This window comes from Nitratireductor alexandrii (assembly GCF_004000215.1).
Taxonomy (GTDB): Bacteria; Pseudomonadota; Alphaproteobacteria; order Rhizobiales; family Rhizobiaceae; genus Mangrovimarina; species Mangrovimarina alexandrii.
This window is the reverse complement of the sequence record NZ_RBVY01000001.1, coordinates 526,235-540,864: the sequence shown is the minus strand read 5'-3', so window position 1 is coordinate 540,864 and position 14,630 is coordinate 526,235. Positions and strand designations below refer to the sequence as shown.

Genomic DNA, 14,630 nt, shown 5'->3' with positions numbered 1-14,630 from the left:
ACCCACCATGGCAGAACGTATCTGGGATCGGTTTCTGACCGAGCACGACAAGGCAATCTACCAGCTCGCCGGCTACGGCAAGCGCGGCGGCTTCGGCAAGCGGCCGGCGCTGTTCATCATCGACGTGCAGTATAATTTCTGCGGCGACGCACCGGGCGAAAGCCACGCCGACGGCGTGAAGAAATACCGCACCCATTGCGGCGAGGCCGGCTGGAAAACCGTGCCGCATACGGAGCGGCTGATGCATCTGGCGCGCGCCAAGAACATCCCGATCTTCTATACGCAGTCGGAGCGCCGCCCGGACATGGTCGACAGCGGCGTCCAGGTCGGCAAGAACCATCGCGGCACGGAAAAGACCTCGACGGAAGGCACGCACGCCACCCAGACGGTGGCGCCGCTGGCGCCGCGTCCGCAGGATATTTTGATCGGCAAGCGCAAGCCCTCGGCCTTTTTCGGCACGATGTTCATGAGCCATCTGAATTTTCTCGACGTCGACACGCTGATCTTGACCGGCTGCACCTCCTCGGGCTGCCTGCGCGCGACCGCCGTCGACGCCTATTCGTTCAACTTCAAGACGATCATCCCGGAAGAAACCGCCTTCGACCGGTTCGAGGCAAGTCACGCGATGAGCCTGTTCGATCTCAACTGCAAATATGCCGACGTCATCCCGGTCGACGAGGTGGCGGCCTATCTTGAAGGCCTGACGCCGCGTAAGACGGAGACCGACTGAGCAGCGCCACGCGGGCGCCGGACGAGCGAAAAGAGGAGACCGCCACGATGAAACCGCCGCGCGGCACCGACATCGCACTCGACGCGCCACACGGCAGCTTCGGATGCTACCTCAGCCGGCCCGAGGGCGAGGCAAGCGCCGGCATCGTGCTCCTGCAGGAGATTTTCGGCACCAACCTGCATATCCGCGAGCTCGCCGACCAGTGGGCCGACGCGGGTTTCGTCGTTATCGTGCCCGACCTGTTCTGGCGCAGCGCGCCGGGCCTGCAGCTCGGCTACGACGGCGCCGACCTCGACCGCGCGCGCGCCATGCTGGCCGCATTCGATCTGGAGGCCGCGATCGACGACACGCTCGCCTGCGCGGACTATTTGCGCGCACACGGCACAAGGCGCGTCTTCACGGTCGGTTATTGCCTCGGCGGCAAGCTCTCCGTGGCGGCGGCGACCCGGCCCGGCCTCGACGGCGCGGTCGGTTATTACGGTGTCGGGATCGAAAAGCTCGGCATCGCCGGCAACGTCAAATGCCCGGTGATGCTACATTTCGGCGCCGACGATCCGGCAACGCCGGCAGAGGCGCTCGCCGCGCTCGGCCGGCAACTGCCGGCCGGCGCCGCGCTATTTCGCTACCAGGGCGCCGGGCACGGTTTCAACAACTGGCGGCGCCCCTCGCACGACGCGCCGGCCGCTCAGCTGGCCTTCGCGCGCAGCCTCGCCTTCCTGGGCGGCATCGGCTGAGGCAGGCGCCAAGCCGGGCCCGCCCGGCCCCGTGCCAGGCGGAACCAGGCCAGCCGCGACCATCTGCTCGAACATTGCCACCAGAGCCGGGGCCAGCGGCCGGTAATCCAGACCGAGCGCGCGTCTCGACTTGGAATTGTCGGCGCGCCATGAATAGCCCATGTTGCGGGCAACCATGGCGCGGTCGAGCATCGGGTTGACGACCGGCCCGAGCAGCCAGACCAGCCATTTCGGCAGGACGCGGCGGGGAAACGGCCATGCGTCGCCGAAATGCCGGCGCAGGATGCAGCTCATCGCAATCAGGCTCAGCACCTCGGCATAGACGATGTGCCGGCCCTCCGCCCGTTGCAGGAAGCCGGCGCGCAGATGCGCCTCGGCCACGTCGCGGACGTCGACCATGCCGATCTCGTAGCGCGGAACGCCCGCCTTCACCGAACCGTCGCCGAGCTGGCGCACGATGTTGAAGGATTCGGAGGTCGGCGCGCTGGACAGGGCCGGACCGATCACCAGGCCTGGATTGACCGCCACCAGCCGCCAGCGCGTCTGAGTTCCGACGATCCGCCAGGCCTCGCGCTCGGCCAGCGTCTTGGAATAGTTGTAGGGCTGATGGTCGAGGTTGGAAGACGTGTTCCAGACCTCTTCGGTCAGGATGCCGTCCGGCGCCAGCGCGATATCGGCCACATCGCCGAAGATCGCCGCGCACGAACTCGTCAGCACCACACGCTCGACCGTCTCCGTCCGCTCGACCGAGGCCAGGACATTGCGGGTGCCGTTCAGCGCCGGGTCGACCAGATCGCGCTGCGGGTCGTTGACCACCGAGGCGAAAGGCGAGGCGGTGTGGAAGACGACCCGGCAGGTTTGCATGGCCTCGGTGTAGCTGCCGTCCTTGAGCAGGTCGGCCCGGAAAAATTTCAGCCTGCCGGGCAAGTCGCGCTCGAGCCTGCGCAAATGAGCGAGCTTTTCGGCGTTGTCCGGGTCGCGCACGGCGGCGTGAACGGTGAAACCCTCGGCAAGCAGCCGCCTGATCAACCAGCCGGCGACGTAACCCGTGGCCCCGGTCACCAGAACCGGGGCCGCCGTGTCGTAGCGAAAAGCCTTTCCAGACATTGGCGGTCCTTTCGTCCTGCCCGGCACCGGGCAGCGTCCGGTCCCATATAGGGCGCAACGCGCAGTTTTGCGCGCCGCGGCTTGCGCGACGCGGTGTCTCAGCACGCCGCTATGGCAGCGACAAAACGTACCCTTCCGTCGCCGCCACTCATAAGATATACGAGAAATACATATTATAGAAAGACGATCGGAAAGGCGCCGCACGCGCCTTGAGGTCGTCACCCGATCCCGCAACGGCGAGCGCGAGCGAACAGAACGGCATGGTTTCGACATTGACCACAACCGAGCGCCAGGTCGCGCTCCTGCTCTCGGCGCTGGTCGCGCTTGCCGGCCTGGCGCTGGCGGCGGCCGGGCGGCACGACCCGCTCGGCGCGCACGGTTTTATGATCCTCGTCTACGGTCTGGTCTGCGCGGGTGCGGTCGCGCGCGGCTATTACGGTCCCGAGCCCAACGCAGAGCGGCTTGCGCGCTATTATGACGAGCCGATCAAGGCGGGCCTTGTGATCGCCATGGCCTGGGCGGTGGTCGGCATGTTCGTCGGCGTGTGGGTGGCGACGCTGCTCGCCTATCCCGAGGCGACGTTCGACCAGGCCTGGGCGAGTTTCGGGCGGCTGCGGCCGGTGCACACCACCGGGGTCATCTTCGGCTTCGGCGGCAATGCGCTGATCGCCACCTCCTTTCATGTCATGCAGCGCACGTCGCGGGCGCGCATGCCCGACCAGCTTTCGCCCTGGTTCGTGCTTGTCGGCTACAACCTGTTTTGCCTGCTGGCGGTCAGCGGCTACCTGATCGGCATCACCCAGTCGAAGGAATATGCCGAGCCGGAATGGTATGCCGATATCTGGCTGGTGATCGTGTGGGTGACCTATCTGGTGCTTTACCTGCGCACGCTGGCGCGGCGCCAGGAGCCGCATATCTATGTCGCCAACTGGTATTACCTGGCCTTCATCCTGGTCGTGGCGGTGCTGCACATCGTCAACAATCTCGCCGTCCCGGCCTCGCTCGGCGGCGCCAAGAGCTTTCCGGTGTTTTCAGGCGTCCAGGACGCGATGACGCAATGGTGGTACGGCCACAACGCCGTCGCCTTCTTCCTGACCGCCGGTTTCCTGGGCATGATGTATTATTACCTGCCGACGCGGGCCGGCCGGCCGATCTTTTCCTACCGGCTGTCGATCATCAGCTTCTGGGGCATCACCTTCTTCTACATGTGGGCGGGGTCTCATCACCTGCACTACACCGCCCTGCCCCATTGGGTGCAGACACTGGGCATGACCTTTTCCGTCATGCTGCTGGTGCCGTCGTGGTCGTCGGCGGGCAACGCGCTTTTGACCCTCAACGGCGCCTGGCACAAGGTGCGCGACGACGCCACGCTGCGCTTCATGATGGTGGCGGCGGTGTTTTACGGCCTGTCGACCTTCGAGGGATCGTTTCTGGCGATCCGTCCCGTCAACGCCTTGTCGCACTACACAGACTGGACCGTCGGCCACGTCCATGCCGGCGCGCTCGGCTGGGTGGCGTTGATCACCTTCGGCGCGATCTATTCCCTGGTGCCGCTGCTTTGGAAGCGCGAGCGGATGTATTCACCCGGCCTGGTGGAGCTTCACTTCTGGCTCGCGCTGGCCGGCACCGTCATCTACGTGTTCGCGATGTGGAACTCGGGCATCATCCAGGGCCTGATGTGGCGCACCTACAATGACAGCGGGACGCTCGCCTACTCCTTCATCGATTCGCTGGTGGCCATGCATCCCTATTACGTCGCCCGCGCCTTTGGCGGACTGTTGTTCCTGATCGGAGCGGTGGTGGGGTCCTACAATATCTGGATGACGATCCGGTCTTCAGCCAGCGCGCCGCGCGAACGGTTCGGCGACCGGCCCGTCGCCGGACCGGCCGGCGCATCGGCAGCCGAACCGGCGGAGTAGAACCATGTTCAAGACCCACTACCGGCTCGAGCGCCACAGCATCGGCTTCGCCCTGGCGATCATCGCGGTGGCGAGCATTGGCGGGCTGGTCGAGATCGCACCTTTGTTCACCATCGACGAAACGGTCGAGGCGGCGCCCGACATGCGCGTCTACACGCCGCTCGAGCTCGCCGGCCGCAACATCTATATCCGCGAGGGCTGTTATGCCTGCCACTCGCAGATGATCCGCACCCTGCAGGACGAGGTCGACCGTTACGGTCCATACTCGCTGGCTGCCGAGTCCCAGTACGACCATCCCATGCTCTGGGGTTCGAAACGCACCGGGCCCGACCTGGCGCGCATCGGGGGCAAATATTCCGACCAGTGGCACGTCGCGCATCTCGACGACCCGCGCGCGGTGGTGCCCGAATCGGTGATGCCGGCCTATACGTGGCTGCTCGATACCGAACTCAGGACCGACGACCTTGGCGACCAGTTGCGGGCGCTGCGGCGCGTCGGCGTGCCCTATACCGATGCGATGATCGACAACGCCGCCGCCGACGCCCTCAACCAGGCCGATCCCGACGGCGCGGGCGCCGCGGCGGTGGGCGAGCGCTACGGCGAGGCCACCACCATCCGCGCGTTCGACGGCGATCGCGGCCGGCTTACCGAAATGGACGCGCTGGTCGCCTATCTGCAGATCCTCGGCAGGCTGACCGACGCCGCCACGACACAATCGTCCGCCACGGAGACCAAGCCATGATCGACATCAGCCACGACACGCTGGTCGGCATCTCCAAATCCTACGGCCTGTTCTACCTGATCGCGCTGTCGATCGGCGCCGGCGCCTACGCCTTGTGGCCGGCCAACGGCAAGAAGTTCGAACGCGCCGCCAAAAGCGTCCTGAAGGACGAGGAGGGACCGTGGCGGTAGAAGAACGCGACGCCCATACGGGCTACCTGACCACCGGTCACGAATGGAACGGCATCACCGAGCTCAATCGCCCGGTGCCGAAGATAATCTGGCTGTTTCTCCTGTCGACCTTCCTGTTCGCGCTTGTGTGGTGGGTGCTGATGCCCGCCTGGCCGCTGGGCGCGACCTATACGCGCGGCCTGCTCGGCGTCGACCAGCGGGCGCGCCTGGCCGACGATATGGCCAGCGCGGCGGCGGCGCGTGCCGACTGGATGGCCGAAATCGAGTCCAAACCCGTCGAGGCAATCCGTGCCGACCCGGACTTGATGCGGCTTGCGCGCGAGAGCGGACGGACGCTGTTTGCCGACAATTGCGGCGTGTGTCATGGCGTCACGGGCGCCGGCGGGCCGGGTTATCCCAGTCTCGTCGACACGGCATGGCTGTGGGGCGGCGACGCGCAGTCGGTCGCGGAGACGATCCGTGTCGGCATCAATACCGGCCATCCCGAAAGCCGCCTCAGCCAGATGCTCGCCTTCGGCCGCGACGGCATTCTGGAGCGTCAGGCGTTGTCGGACGTGGTCAGTTACGTACGCTCGTTGTCGAATGCGCCGCTTGCGCCGGCCGAACAGGCCGGGGTCGCCGCCGGCGCCACGATCTTCGCCGACAATTGCACGGCCTGCCACGGCGAGGACGGACGCGGTAGCCAGGATGTCGGCGCGCCGGACCTGACCGACGGGTTCTGGATCTATGGCGGCGACCGGCGCTCGATCCTGGCCAGCGTCGATCGCGGCCGCCAGGGCGAGATGCCGTCCTGGGAAACCCGGCTCAGCCCCGTGCAGCGCAAGCTGCTCACGCTTTACGTTCTCGATCTGGGAGCGCCGCAATGACGATAGCGGCAAACGGGTTGCGCACGACGCGGCGAGGCCCCGGCCGGCGTCTTTGGATCGGTATGGCGGTCGCGGCCGGACTGGCGGGGCTGGCGCTCGCCAATATTCACCTCGTCTACGTGGCGGTGCGCTCGCAGCCGGCCTGCGTCGACCACGTCAAATCCCCCGACGCGACGCCCGGCGTCTATCGCGCCGCGAAATCGGCCTGCTGATAGCCGGACAACGCGACAGGAAAGGCAAACGGCCATGATCACACTGCCACCGACCGCACCGCCGCTGCGCCGCGATTTCGGCTGGAGCCGCAACCTGCCGGTGACGGTCGCGTTTAAATGGCTTGCCGCCGGCTGGGCGGATTTCCGCAATCGACCCGGCCTCAGCCTCGCCTACGGACTGGCGGTGTTTGTCGTCTCGATCGCAATCGTGGCCGGCCTGTTCCGGCTCGGCCTCGACTATGTGCTGTTTCCGGCGCTCGCCGGCTTCATGCTCACCGGACCGGTGATCGCGCTCGGGCTTTACGAAAAGAGCCGACGGCTGCAGCGCGGCGAACCGGTCGGGCTGGCGGCGATGCTGTTCGTCAGGCCGCGTTCGGGCGGGCAGGTGATTTTTACCGGCGTGCTCCTGATGCTGTTGATGCTGCTATGGATGCGCGCGGCCGTCATCCTTTACGCGCTGTTTTTCGGGCTGTTGCCGTTTTCGGGCTTCGCCGACATCCTGCCGGTGCTCGTGTTCACGCCCGCCGGCTGGGCGCTGCTGTTCGTGGGGACACTGGTCGGCGGGCTGTTCGCCGCGTTTTCGTTCGCGATCAGCGTGTTCTCACTGCCGATGCTGCTCGACGAAAGCACGGATTCATTCACCGCGATGGGGACCAGCATGGCGCTTGTGTGGAACAACCTCGCCGTGATGGTGGTGTGGGGCGGCATCGTCATGATGCTGGTGACGCTCAGCTTGGCGAGCGGCCTTGTGGGCCTGATCGTCGTTTTCCCGGTGCTCGGCCACGCGACCTGGCACGCCTTCCGCACGATGCGCCAGGATCCGGCGGCCGACATCGCCATCGAACGCCTCGACGGCGCGGACTCCTAGAGCCGCCTTGCTTTTCACGGGTTCGCAGACCGGCTCCAACTTCTTGCTTTAACGCGCTTGCGAACGGCGAACCGGCTTCCACTTCGCCTGGAAACGCTCTAATCGCCCTCGCCGGGCTTGACACTGAAATCGGCCAGCTTGCCGGGTACGCCGTTGAGCGCATCGGCATCGGGCATCGGCGCCTTGCTGCGGGTGATGTTGGGCCATTGGTCGGCATAGTCGTGGTTAAGCCGCAGCCATTGCGGCTCGGCTGCCGGGTCGCTGTCGGGAAAGATCGCCTCGGCCGGACATTCGGGCACGCAGACGCCGCAATCGATGCATTCGTCGGGATGGATGACGAGCATGTTCTCGCCTTCGTAGAAGCAGTCGACCGGGCAGACCTCCACGCAGTCGGTGAATTTGCACTTGATGCAATTGTCGGTCACCACATGCGTCATGCCAAAACTCCGTCCGAATTTTTCCGATAAAAGATATATACAAAATATATCTTTTATCTCAAGCCCTCTGGACGAAAGTTGCGTTCCGTTTGGATCGTGCGGTCGGATGGCGGATAAGACGACGCGGCGACAGCCCGGTGCACAGCCGGCGACCCCTGCGGCGCGGCGCGATCAGCCGCCCGGCCCGGCCGCGGCGAAATCCGGCCCCCGGGTCTCGTCGGCCGGCGGCGGCGGCACGCTGAAGTCGCGCTCCTCAAGCATAATGTCGGCGAGCGTGTAGCGATCGAGCGTCTTGACGAAGGAGGTCAGCGCCTCGTTCAGGACATTGGGCAGGCGGCAGCACCCCGTGATGACGCACTGATTGCCGGTGGCAAAACACTCCACTAGGGCGAAATCGGGCTCGGTCGCCCGCACAACCGCACCCAGATTGATGTCGGCCGGCGGCAGCGCCAACGTGAACCCGCCGGACCGCCCGCGCACCCCCCTCAGATAACCGGTCTTGGTGAGAATATTGACCACCTTCATCAAATGCGCCCGCGAGATGTTGTAGACGCGCGACGTCTCCTCGATGGTGATCAACCGGCCCTCGGCCGCGCCCGCATACATCAGCACGCGAAGCGCATAATCGGAAAATGTCGTCAACCGCATGGTTTTCTACCTGGCTCCGGCGCAGCGCCGCCGCGCGCTCCGCGCGCGCCGCCACGAGATGGCAATGTCCGGGCCTGTTGTCGCCCCATCGAGAAATCCTTGCAAGCCGACACAGGCGGCACGGCGAACGATAGCGAACAACATCGGATCTTCCCAACACCGGATTTATGATAGATCGTAAATGAATCTTATAGCGAAGTCCAACACGATGCCCTCGCCGGCCTGGCGCAGGCGCTTGCCGGAACCGGTTCAGCCCAGGCGCTTGGCGCGGAACTTGACCGGACTCTGTCCCGTTCGCTCGCTAAAGAACCGGCTGAATGCGGAGGGTTCGGTGAAGCCGAGCGCATAAGCGATCTCCGACACCGTCATGTCCGAGTAAAGCAGCAATCGCTGCGCCTCCAGAACCAGACGCTGCTGCACCAGCTTGGAGGGGCTGACGCCCGAAACGGCCTTGCAGGCCCGGTACAGGCTCTGCTCGGTCACGACCAGCCTGGCGGCATAGTCGGCAATGGTCTGACGGCTGGCATAGCTCGCCTCCACCAGATCGCGAAAACGCAAATAGAGGCCGACATGGCCGGCCTTCTCTTCCGGCAGGTGCGCATGCGACAACTGGTCGGACAGGATCGAGATGATGGCGACCAGATTGGCGGCCAGAAGCGCGTTGCGTGTCCGTGACCTCGCGACGTTCTGATGGGCTTCGGCATTGTCGAAAGACGAACGCAGCGCCGGCCATTCGACGCCTTGCGGGTCGAAGGCGACAATGTCGGGATGAACAAAGCAGGCTTCGGCCGCTGCCTCCACGACCTGCCTCACATTGAACTGAAAATAGTCGGCATCGACGGTCATCAGATCGATGTCGGCATTTGCCGACAGTTCGAAATTGTGCATGACGCCGTTAGGCAGCAGCACCGCCATGTGTGGCCGCAACGTCCGGCTTTCGATGTCGAAATTCACCCGACCGGTTCCCGAATGCACGATGGCGATCTGGAACAGGTCGGAATGGCGGTGCGGGAAAAGCTCCCAGTTGTATTTTCTAATACGCGTGGAAATCCGCTCGACCTGCAGATATTGCAGTCGATCCAAAACCTCACGGCTCGGTCGAAGCGGATTAATGCACGCACCCCCTTTGCTGCGCCGGCGGCGGCCTACGCGAACGCCGACGCCCGACTCAGGCCGGAAGACCGCCCTGTGCGGGCGGTTCGAGGCACGAGACGCAAAACCCGGTCACGCCGCTTCCTTCTGCCAGTCGACGGCCGCCTCGAACGCGGCCGCGGCGCGATAGATCGTCGGCTCGTTCCAGTGAGCGGCGATCAGCATCATCCCGATCGGACGCCCCTCCGACAGCCCGCACGGCACGCTCATGGCCGGATGGCCCGACACGTTGAAGGCAGATGTGTTGCGGATCATCTCCCACGACCTGTCGGTGACCTCCACCGGGTCGGACAGCGTTTCCGGCAGCGGGGTCGCGGTCACCGGAAGGGTCGGCATGACGAGCAGGTCGCAGCTTTGCAGGGCCTCGTCATAGGCCGCTTTCAGGCGCCGGCGCACGCGCTGGGCCTTGGCGTAATAGTGGCCCAGATAACGTTCGGTCGAATAGGCGCCGAAAAGCGCCATGATCTTGAGCGGATCGGACATGTCGTCGCCCGCGCGCCGCCATTGCGACCCGAAGCGGGGCAGATCGGTCGCCACGGGGGCCTGCAAGCCGACCCCCATGCCGTTGGTTTCCATCATCATCCAGTAGCCCCCGTCATGCGCGAGCGCTGCCCAGATGCCGAAGGCATGCGTGTGCATGGGAATGCTGATCTGCGAGACTTCCGCTCCCAGCGCGGCCAGCGTCTGGGCGGCCGCGCGCACGGACGCATCGACATCGGCCTGCGAATTCGGGTGCCCGAACCCCTCTTGCACGACGCCGATGCGCAGGCCGGAAAGGTCCTTGCCGATCTCGCGCGCATAGTCCTGGACCTTGACCGCGCGCTGGCGCGCGTCCAGGCCATCGTCACCGGCGATCGCCTGCAGCAACAAGGCGTTGTCGCGGACATTGCCGGTGATCGGGCCGGCGTGGTCGATGGTCTGTTCCAGCGACATCATGCCCGTATAGGGCACCAGGCCGAAGGTCGGTTTCATGCCGTAGGTGCCGCAATAGGCAGAAGGGATACGGATCGAACCGGCCTGATCGCCGCCGATCGCCATGTCGACCTCGCCGGCCGCCACCAGCGCCGCGCTGCCGGATGACGAGCCGCCGGCCGAATGGCCGGGACAGCGCGGGTTGATGACGGGGCCGGTCGAGCTGGTATGGCTGCCGCCGGAGACGCAATAGTTCTCGCATACCGCCTTGCCGGCGATCACGCCGCCGGCGTCGAGAATTCGGGTCACGACGGTGGCGTCCATATCCGGCACGAAGCCCTCGAATAGGCTCGAACCGTGCATCATCGGCACGCCGGCGACATAGATGCTGTCCTTGATGGCAACGCGCCGACCGGCCAGCGGGCCTTCGGCGGCGCCGGCAATGTCGGTCTTGACGTACCAGGCGCCGAACGGATTGTCCTCGGCGGCGGGCCGCTCGCCGCCGCGCCGGGGATAGGCGACAGCGGGCAGGAAATCGGGCAACAGGTCGAGATCGGCATATCCGGCCGACAGCGCCTCGACGATCGTGCTCACCTTGTCGAGATATCCGGCCTTGGGCGACAGGCCGAGCCGTTCGGCCGCGTCCTCAAGTGCGGAAATGTCGGGATTTTCAAACATCGATGCCACCATCACTTGTCAGGAATTGGTTTGCGAAACGGGCGCGAAAATATCGGTTTCGGCCAGTTCGGCCACCGGCACCTCGCGCACGATCCGCCCCTTCTGCATCTGCAGAATCCGGTCGGACACGGTCGCCAGGAAATCGACGTCCTGTTCGACCACGACCACAGCCAGGCTGCGCTCGCGCGCCAGCTTGATGAGCTGGCGCTCGATGTCCTCGACGATCGCGGGCGCCACGCCTTCGGTCGGCTCGTCGAGCAAAAGCACCCTGGGATCGCCGGCGAGCGCGCGGGCGAGCGCCAGGATCTGCTGCTCGCCGCCGCTCAGCGCACCGCCCTTTCGGTCCAAAAGCCGCTCCAGGACTGGGAAATCCGCCACCGCCCGGTCGATCACCGCCCGGCGGGCGCGGCCGAAGGAGGCCGCACCGAAGGCGATGTTTTCGCGCACCGTCAACCCGGCGAAGATCTCGCGCCCCTGGGGGACGTAACCAATGCCGAGCCGGGCGCGCTCGTGGGCCGGCTTGGCGCGGAGCTCTACACCGTCGAACAGTATCGATCCGCCGCTCAACGGCAGGACGCCGATCAGGGTTTTCAAAAGCGTGGTCTTGCCCATTCCGTTCGGGCCAAGCAGTCCGACGATCTCAGCCTGGCGGGCCGAAAACGTGACGCCGTCCAGAACCGGGACCCTTCCGTAACCGGCGCGCAGCTCAGAGACGGCGAACAGCGATTGCTCAATCATGATCCTTGCCGAATTTCTGGCCGAGATAGGCGTTGCGCACCTCGGCGTTGCTCGTCACCGCTTCCATCGTGTCCTCGACAAGGATGCGGCCGCGGTGAAACACGGTGACCCGTTCGGCGATGTTGCGAACGAAATGCATGTCGTGCTCGACGATGATGAAGGCGCGGTCCTTGCGCATGCGCTGCAGCAGCATCGCGGTGCGCTCGACCTCGGCCTGGGTCATGCCCGCCGCCGGCTCGTCCAGCAGGACCAGTTTCGGCTCCGACACGAGCACCATGCCGAGTTCGACCCATTGGCGCTGGCCGTGCGACAGCTCCCGCACGGGCACGCCGGCGCGATCGGCAAGCTCGATATCGTCCAGCATCGCCTCGGCGGCCAGGCGCGCCGCCTTGCCGGCATAGGTCCGCCGCGCGGCGAGATGAAGATTTTCGCGTACGCTGAGGCCCTCGAACAGGTTGGGAACCTGGGTCTTGATGCCGACGCCGAGGCGCGAAATCTCGAAGGGCTGACTGGTCGTCGTTTGCCGTCCGAGGATGGAAATGTGGCCCTTGGACGGCCGCAACTGGCCGGTCAGCAATTTGAAGAACGTGCTCTTTCCGGCGCCATTGGAGCCGATCAGACAGCGCAATTCACCCGGTTCGAGCCTGAAATTGACACCGGCGACAGCCGCAACGCCGCCGAATGTCCGCCACAGATCGCTGGTTTCGACAATCATGTGTCAGCCCTTTCCTTCACGATCCGCAGCCGTTCCAGAACCCTGCGCAAGGCCGGGACCATGCCGTTGGGAACCAGCAGCACCGATATGATGAACAACAGGCCGAGCGCGATATTGGGATCGAGCAGCCGCACCTCGCCGAGCCAGGTCGTGAACCAGGACACCGACAACGCCCCCACCACCGGTCCGATCAAGGTGCCGAGACCGCCGAACAGGACCCAGATGATGGCCTGGGCGGCGAAGGAGACGGAGAAGGTGTCGGGGCCGATGAAGGCGCCCCAGGCCGCGAAAAACGCGCCGGCCAGGCCCGACATCGCCGCGCCGATCGCAAACACGACCAGCCGGTGGTAGCGGGGATCGTAGCCGAGCAGCTCCGCGCGCAGGTCGTTTTCGCGCACGGCGACGATGACGCGCCCGAACGGGGCGCGCACGAACAGGCGCACGCCGAGATAGAACACCAGCGCCGTCAGCGCGCACAGCATGTACATGGCTTCGAAGCCGAGCGGCTGGGCCGCCCAAGGCGCCTGGATCGGCGGCACCGAGGGAATGCCGTTATAACCGCCGAGCCGGGCGGCGCCGATCGTATAGAAAGCGTCGGAGGTGCTGTTGACGAAATTGTAGAGGATCAACGAAATCGTCAGCGACACGACACCGAAATAGACGTCGCTGATCCGACCGTAGAATGCCACGTAACCCACGATCAGCGCGAACAGGCACGGCACGGCGATCGCGGCCAGAAGGCCCCAGCCGCTGCCGAGATTTATCGCCGTGATCGCATAGGCGTAACCGCCCAGGCCGAAGAACAGCGCCTGACCGAGGCTGAGAATCCCGCCGATACCCCAGACGAAATTGAGGCTGATGGCCAGCATCGCCATGATGGCAAAGACGGTGAAGTTGAACAGGTCGTAGGTTTCCAGAAACAGCGGAGCCGCGAAGACGATCGCGCCACCGATCACGAGCGCGGCGATGAAGGCCGGGCTGGTCAGTTCGGTTTTCACAGGCCACCTCTGAAGAATCTGCCGGTGATGCCGGCCGGAAGCAGGCGCAGGAGCAGAATGGCAGCGGCCAGAAGGGCGATCTCGCCCAGAACGGGCGTCGATATCGCGGTGACCGCCGCGTTGATGAAACCGAGCAGCAGCGAGGCCGTGGAGGTGCCGATCAGCGGCAGCGGCCCGCCGGCGATCACGGTGATGAAGGCCTTGCCGATATAGGTCAGCCCGGAGACCGGCGTGACGCCGGCGATCGGCGCGAAAGCCGCGCCGGCCAGGCCGGAGATGGCCGCACCCAGGCCGAACGTCGCCGAATAGACATAACCGACATTGACCCCCAGCGTCGCGGCGGTGCTGGCGCTCTGCATGGTGCCGCGCGCCTTCAGGCCGAAGGACGACCAGCGCAGGATCGCGTAGAGGAAGGCGAGGACGGCAAATGCCAGCCCGATGATGAAGAAGGTGTAGCCGCCGACGCGGTAGTCGCCGATCTCCACGCTGCCGAGCGGCGCGCTCACGCCAAGCTGCTGATAGCCCAGCGTCACCGAGGTCACGCCGATCAGCAGCAGGCTTACGCCCCAGGTCGCCAGGATCGTCTCGACCGTTCGCCCGTAGAGATGGCGCACGATCAGCCGCTCCATCACCATGCCGATCACCATGACGACAAGCGGCGCGACGACGAACATGCTGATCCAGATGTTGATGCCCGCATTCACCGACAGCACGAACGCGAAGCCGCCGAGCATCAGGAATTCGCCGTGTGCCAGATTGATGACGCCCATCATTCCGAAAATGATCGACAAGCCGGCCGCCAGCAAAAACAGGCTGGCGACCGCATAGACGATGTTGATGCCGGATAGTGCAATGATTTCCATGAGAAAAATTCCCAGATGAGGCGTCCGGCCGGCACGCCGACCGCCATGCCGGCGAGAGCGGCAGGGCAAAGCCCTTCCGCGCCCCGCGGCTCATCGTTCGTCGAACCGGAATCGGTGCGCGTATCCAGGTCCGTATCGCAC

Annotated in this window: 17 protein-coding genes; 8 read left to right on the top strand and 9 right to left on the bottom strand. The window is 65.2% G+C overall.

The window, feature by feature from the left end; translation table 11 throughout:
* Window positions 1-7 precede the first annotated feature (7 nt).
* Window positions 8-730 (top strand): isochorismatase family protein, encoded by a 723-nt coding sequence (locus EP380_RS02565; protein ID WP_127596295.1) that lies wholly within the window; start codon window positions 8-10, stop codon window positions 728-730.
* A gap of 47 nt (window positions 731-777) precedes the next feature.
* Window positions 778-1,464, top strand: a complete 687-nt coding sequence (locus tag EP380_RS02560; RefSeq protein ID WP_127596292.1) for a dienelactone hydrolase family protein — start codon at window positions 778-780, stop codon at window positions 1,462-1,464.
* On the opposite strand, the gene EP380_RS02555 is transcribed toward EP380_RS02560, so the two are convergent.
* On the bottom strand, window positions 1,345-2,571 hold the full coding sequence (locus tag EP380_RS02555) for an NAD-dependent epimerase/dehydratase family protein (RefSeq protein WP_127596289.1): 1,227 nt from the start codon (window positions 2,569-2,571) through the stop codon (window positions 1,345-1,347). The two genes, EP380_RS02560 and EP380_RS02555, sit on opposite strands and share 120 nt — an antisense overlap.
* Window positions 2,572-2,831: 260 nt before the next feature.
* On the opposite strand from EP380_RS02555, the gene ccoN reads away from it, so the two are divergent.
* The 6 genes from ccoN to EP380_RS02525 are packed head-to-tail and all read left to right on the top strand — an operon-like array spanning window position 2,832 to window position 7,348.
* Window positions 2,832-4,490: a cytochrome-c oxidase, cbb3-type subunit I gene (gene ccoN, locus EP380_RS02550; protein WP_127596286.1), complete on the top strand. Its 1,659-nt coding sequence runs from the start codon at window positions 2,832-2,834 to the stop codon at window positions 4,488-4,490.
* Between the two features lie 4 nt (window positions 4,491-4,494).
* Window positions 4,495-5,232, top strand: a complete 738-nt coding sequence (gene ccoO / locus EP380_RS02545; RefSeq protein ID WP_127596283.1) for a cytochrome-c oxidase, cbb3-type subunit II — start codon at window positions 4,495-4,497, stop codon at window positions 5,230-5,232.
* The gene (locus tag EP380_RS02540) at window positions 5,229-5,402 is read left to right on the top strand and encodes a cbb3-type cytochrome c oxidase subunit 3 (protein ID WP_338036285.1); all 174 of its coding nucleotides are present in this window, start codon (window positions 5,229-5,231) and stop codon (window positions 5,400-5,402) included. The genes ccoO and EP380_RS02540 overlap by 4 nt, the downstream gene beginning before the upstream one ends.
* Window positions 5,393-6,268 carry a cytochrome-c oxidase, cbb3-type subunit III gene (ccoP, locus tag EP380_RS02535; RefSeq protein WP_127596280.1) on the top strand — a complete coding sequence of 292 codons (876 nt, stop codon included), beginning with the start codon at window positions 5,393-5,395 and terminating at the stop codon, window positions 6,266-6,268. The genes EP380_RS02540 and ccoP overlap by 10 nt, the downstream gene beginning before the upstream one ends.
* Window positions 6,265-6,480 (top strand): hypothetical protein, encoded by a 216-nt coding sequence (locus tag EP380_RS02530; RefSeq protein ID WP_127596276.1) that lies wholly within the window; start codon window positions 6,265-6,267, stop codon window positions 6,478-6,480. Before ccoP ends, EP380_RS02530 begins: the two co-directional genes overlap by 4 nt.
* A gap of 34 nt (window positions 6,481-6,514) precedes the next feature.
* The gene (locus tag EP380_RS02525; RefSeq protein ID WP_106571326.1) at window positions 6,515-7,348 is read left to right on the top strand and encodes a DUF2189 domain-containing protein; all 834 of its coding nucleotides are present in this window, start codon (window positions 6,515-6,517) and stop codon (window positions 7,346-7,348) included.
* Between the two features lie 98 nt (window positions 7,349-7,446).
* Here the strand turns inward: EP380_RS02525 and fdxA are convergent, their stop codons facing one another.
* The 8 genes from fdxA to EP380_RS02485 form a co-directional block, all read right to left on the bottom strand.
* Window positions 7,447-7,785, bottom strand: a complete 339-nt coding sequence (gene fdxA / locus EP380_RS02520; protein WP_127596273.1) for a ferredoxin FdxA — start codon at window positions 7,783-7,785, stop codon at window positions 7,447-7,449.
* 171 nt (window positions 7,786-7,956) lie between these two features.
* Complete coding sequence (locus EP380_RS02515; protein WP_127596269.1) at window positions 7,957-8,433, bottom strand: RrF2 family transcriptional regulator; 477 nt, start codon at window positions 8,431-8,433, stop codon at window positions 7,957-7,959.
* Window positions 8,434-8,682: 249 nt separating this feature from the next.
* Complete coding sequence (locus tag EP380_RS02510) at window positions 8,683-9,516, bottom strand: helix-turn-helix domain-containing protein (protein WP_106571329.1); 834 nt, start codon at window positions 9,514-9,516, stop codon at window positions 8,683-8,685.
* A gap of 141 nt (window positions 9,517-9,657) precedes the next feature.
* Entirely contained in the window at window positions 9,658-11,175 is a 1,518-nt protein-coding gene (locus EP380_RS02505) for an amidase (protein ID WP_127596266.1), read from the bottom strand.
* Window positions 11,176-11,193: 18 nt separating this feature from the next.
* Complete coding sequence (locus EP380_RS02500; RefSeq protein ID WP_106571330.1) at window positions 11,194-11,913, bottom strand: ATP-binding cassette domain-containing protein; 720 nt, start codon at window positions 11,911-11,913, stop codon at window positions 11,194-11,196.
* The gene (locus EP380_RS02495) at window positions 11,906-12,628 is read right to left on the bottom strand and encodes an ABC transporter ATP-binding protein (protein ID WP_127596263.1); all 723 of its coding nucleotides are present in this window, start codon (window positions 12,626-12,628) and stop codon (window positions 11,906-11,908) included. The genes EP380_RS02500 and EP380_RS02495 overlap by 8 nt, the downstream gene beginning before the upstream one ends.
* On the bottom strand, window positions 12,625-13,626 hold the full coding sequence (locus tag EP380_RS02490; protein WP_127596260.1) for a branched-chain amino acid ABC transporter permease: 1,002 nt from the start codon (window positions 13,624-13,626) through the stop codon (window positions 12,625-12,627). The genes EP380_RS02495 and EP380_RS02490 overlap by 4 nt, the downstream gene beginning before the upstream one ends.
* A complete protein-coding gene (locus EP380_RS02485; protein ID WP_127596256.1) occupies window positions 13,623-14,489 on the bottom strand; it encodes a branched-chain amino acid ABC transporter permease in 867 nt (288 codons plus the stop codon). Before EP380_RS02485 ends, EP380_RS02490 begins: the two co-directional genes overlap by 4 nt.
* Window positions 14,490-14,630 lie beyond the last annotated feature (141 nt).

Bases quoted from the DNA above. Each gene is read 5' to 3' on its own strand.
- ccoO (WP_127596283.1), top strand. From the start codon at position 4,495: ATGTTCAAGACCCACTACCGGCTCGAGCGCCACAGCATCGGCTTCGCC.
- EP380_RS02565 (WP_127596295.1), top strand. From the start codon at position 8: ATGGCAGAACGTATCTGGGATCGGTTTCTGACCGAGCACGACAAGGCA.
- EP380_RS02485 (WP_127596256.1), bottom strand. From the start codon at position 14,489: ATGGAAATCATTGCACTATCCGGCATCAACATCGTCTATGCGGTCGCC.
- ccoN (WP_127596286.1), top strand. From the start codon at position 2,832: ATGGTTTCGACATTGACCACAACCGAGCGCCAGGTCGCGCTCCTGCTC.
- EP380_RS02525 (WP_106571326.1), top strand. From the start codon at position 6,515: ATGATCACACTGCCACCGACCGCACCGCCGCTGCGCCGCGATTTCGGC.
- EP380_RS02555 (WP_127596289.1), bottom strand. From the start codon at position 2,571: ATGTCTGGAAAGGCTTTTCGCTACGACACGGCGGCCCCGGTTCTGGTG.
- EP380_RS02495 (WP_127596263.1), bottom strand. From the start codon at position 12,628: ATGATTGTCGAAACCAGCGATCTGTGGCGGACATTCGGCGGCGTTGCG.
- EP380_RS02560 (WP_127596292.1), top strand. From the start codon at position 778: ATGAAACCGCCGCGCGGCACCGACATCGCACTCGACGCGCCACACGGC.
- fdxA (WP_127596273.1), bottom strand. From the start codon at position 7,785: ATGACGCATGTGGTGACCGACAATTGCATCAAGTGCAAATTCACCGAC.
- EP380_RS02530 (WP_127596276.1), top strand. From the start codon at position 6,265: ATGACGATAGCGGCAAACGGGTTGCGCACGACGCGGCGAGGCCCCGGC.
- EP380_RS02500 (WP_106571330.1), bottom strand. From the start codon at position 11,913: ATGATTGAGCAATCGCTGTTCGCCGTCTCTGAGCTGCGCGCCGGTTAC.
- EP380_RS02505 (WP_127596266.1), bottom strand. From the start codon at position 11,175: ATGTTTGAAAATCCCGACATTTCCGCACTTGAGGACGCGGCCGAACGG.
- EP380_RS02515 (WP_127596269.1), bottom strand. From the start codon at position 8,433: ATGCGGTTGACGACATTTTCCGATTATGCGCTTCGCGTGCTGATGTAT.
- EP380_RS02540 (WP_338036285.1), top strand. From the start codon at position 5,229: ATGATCGACATCAGCCACGACACGCTGGTCGGCATCTCCAAATCCTAC.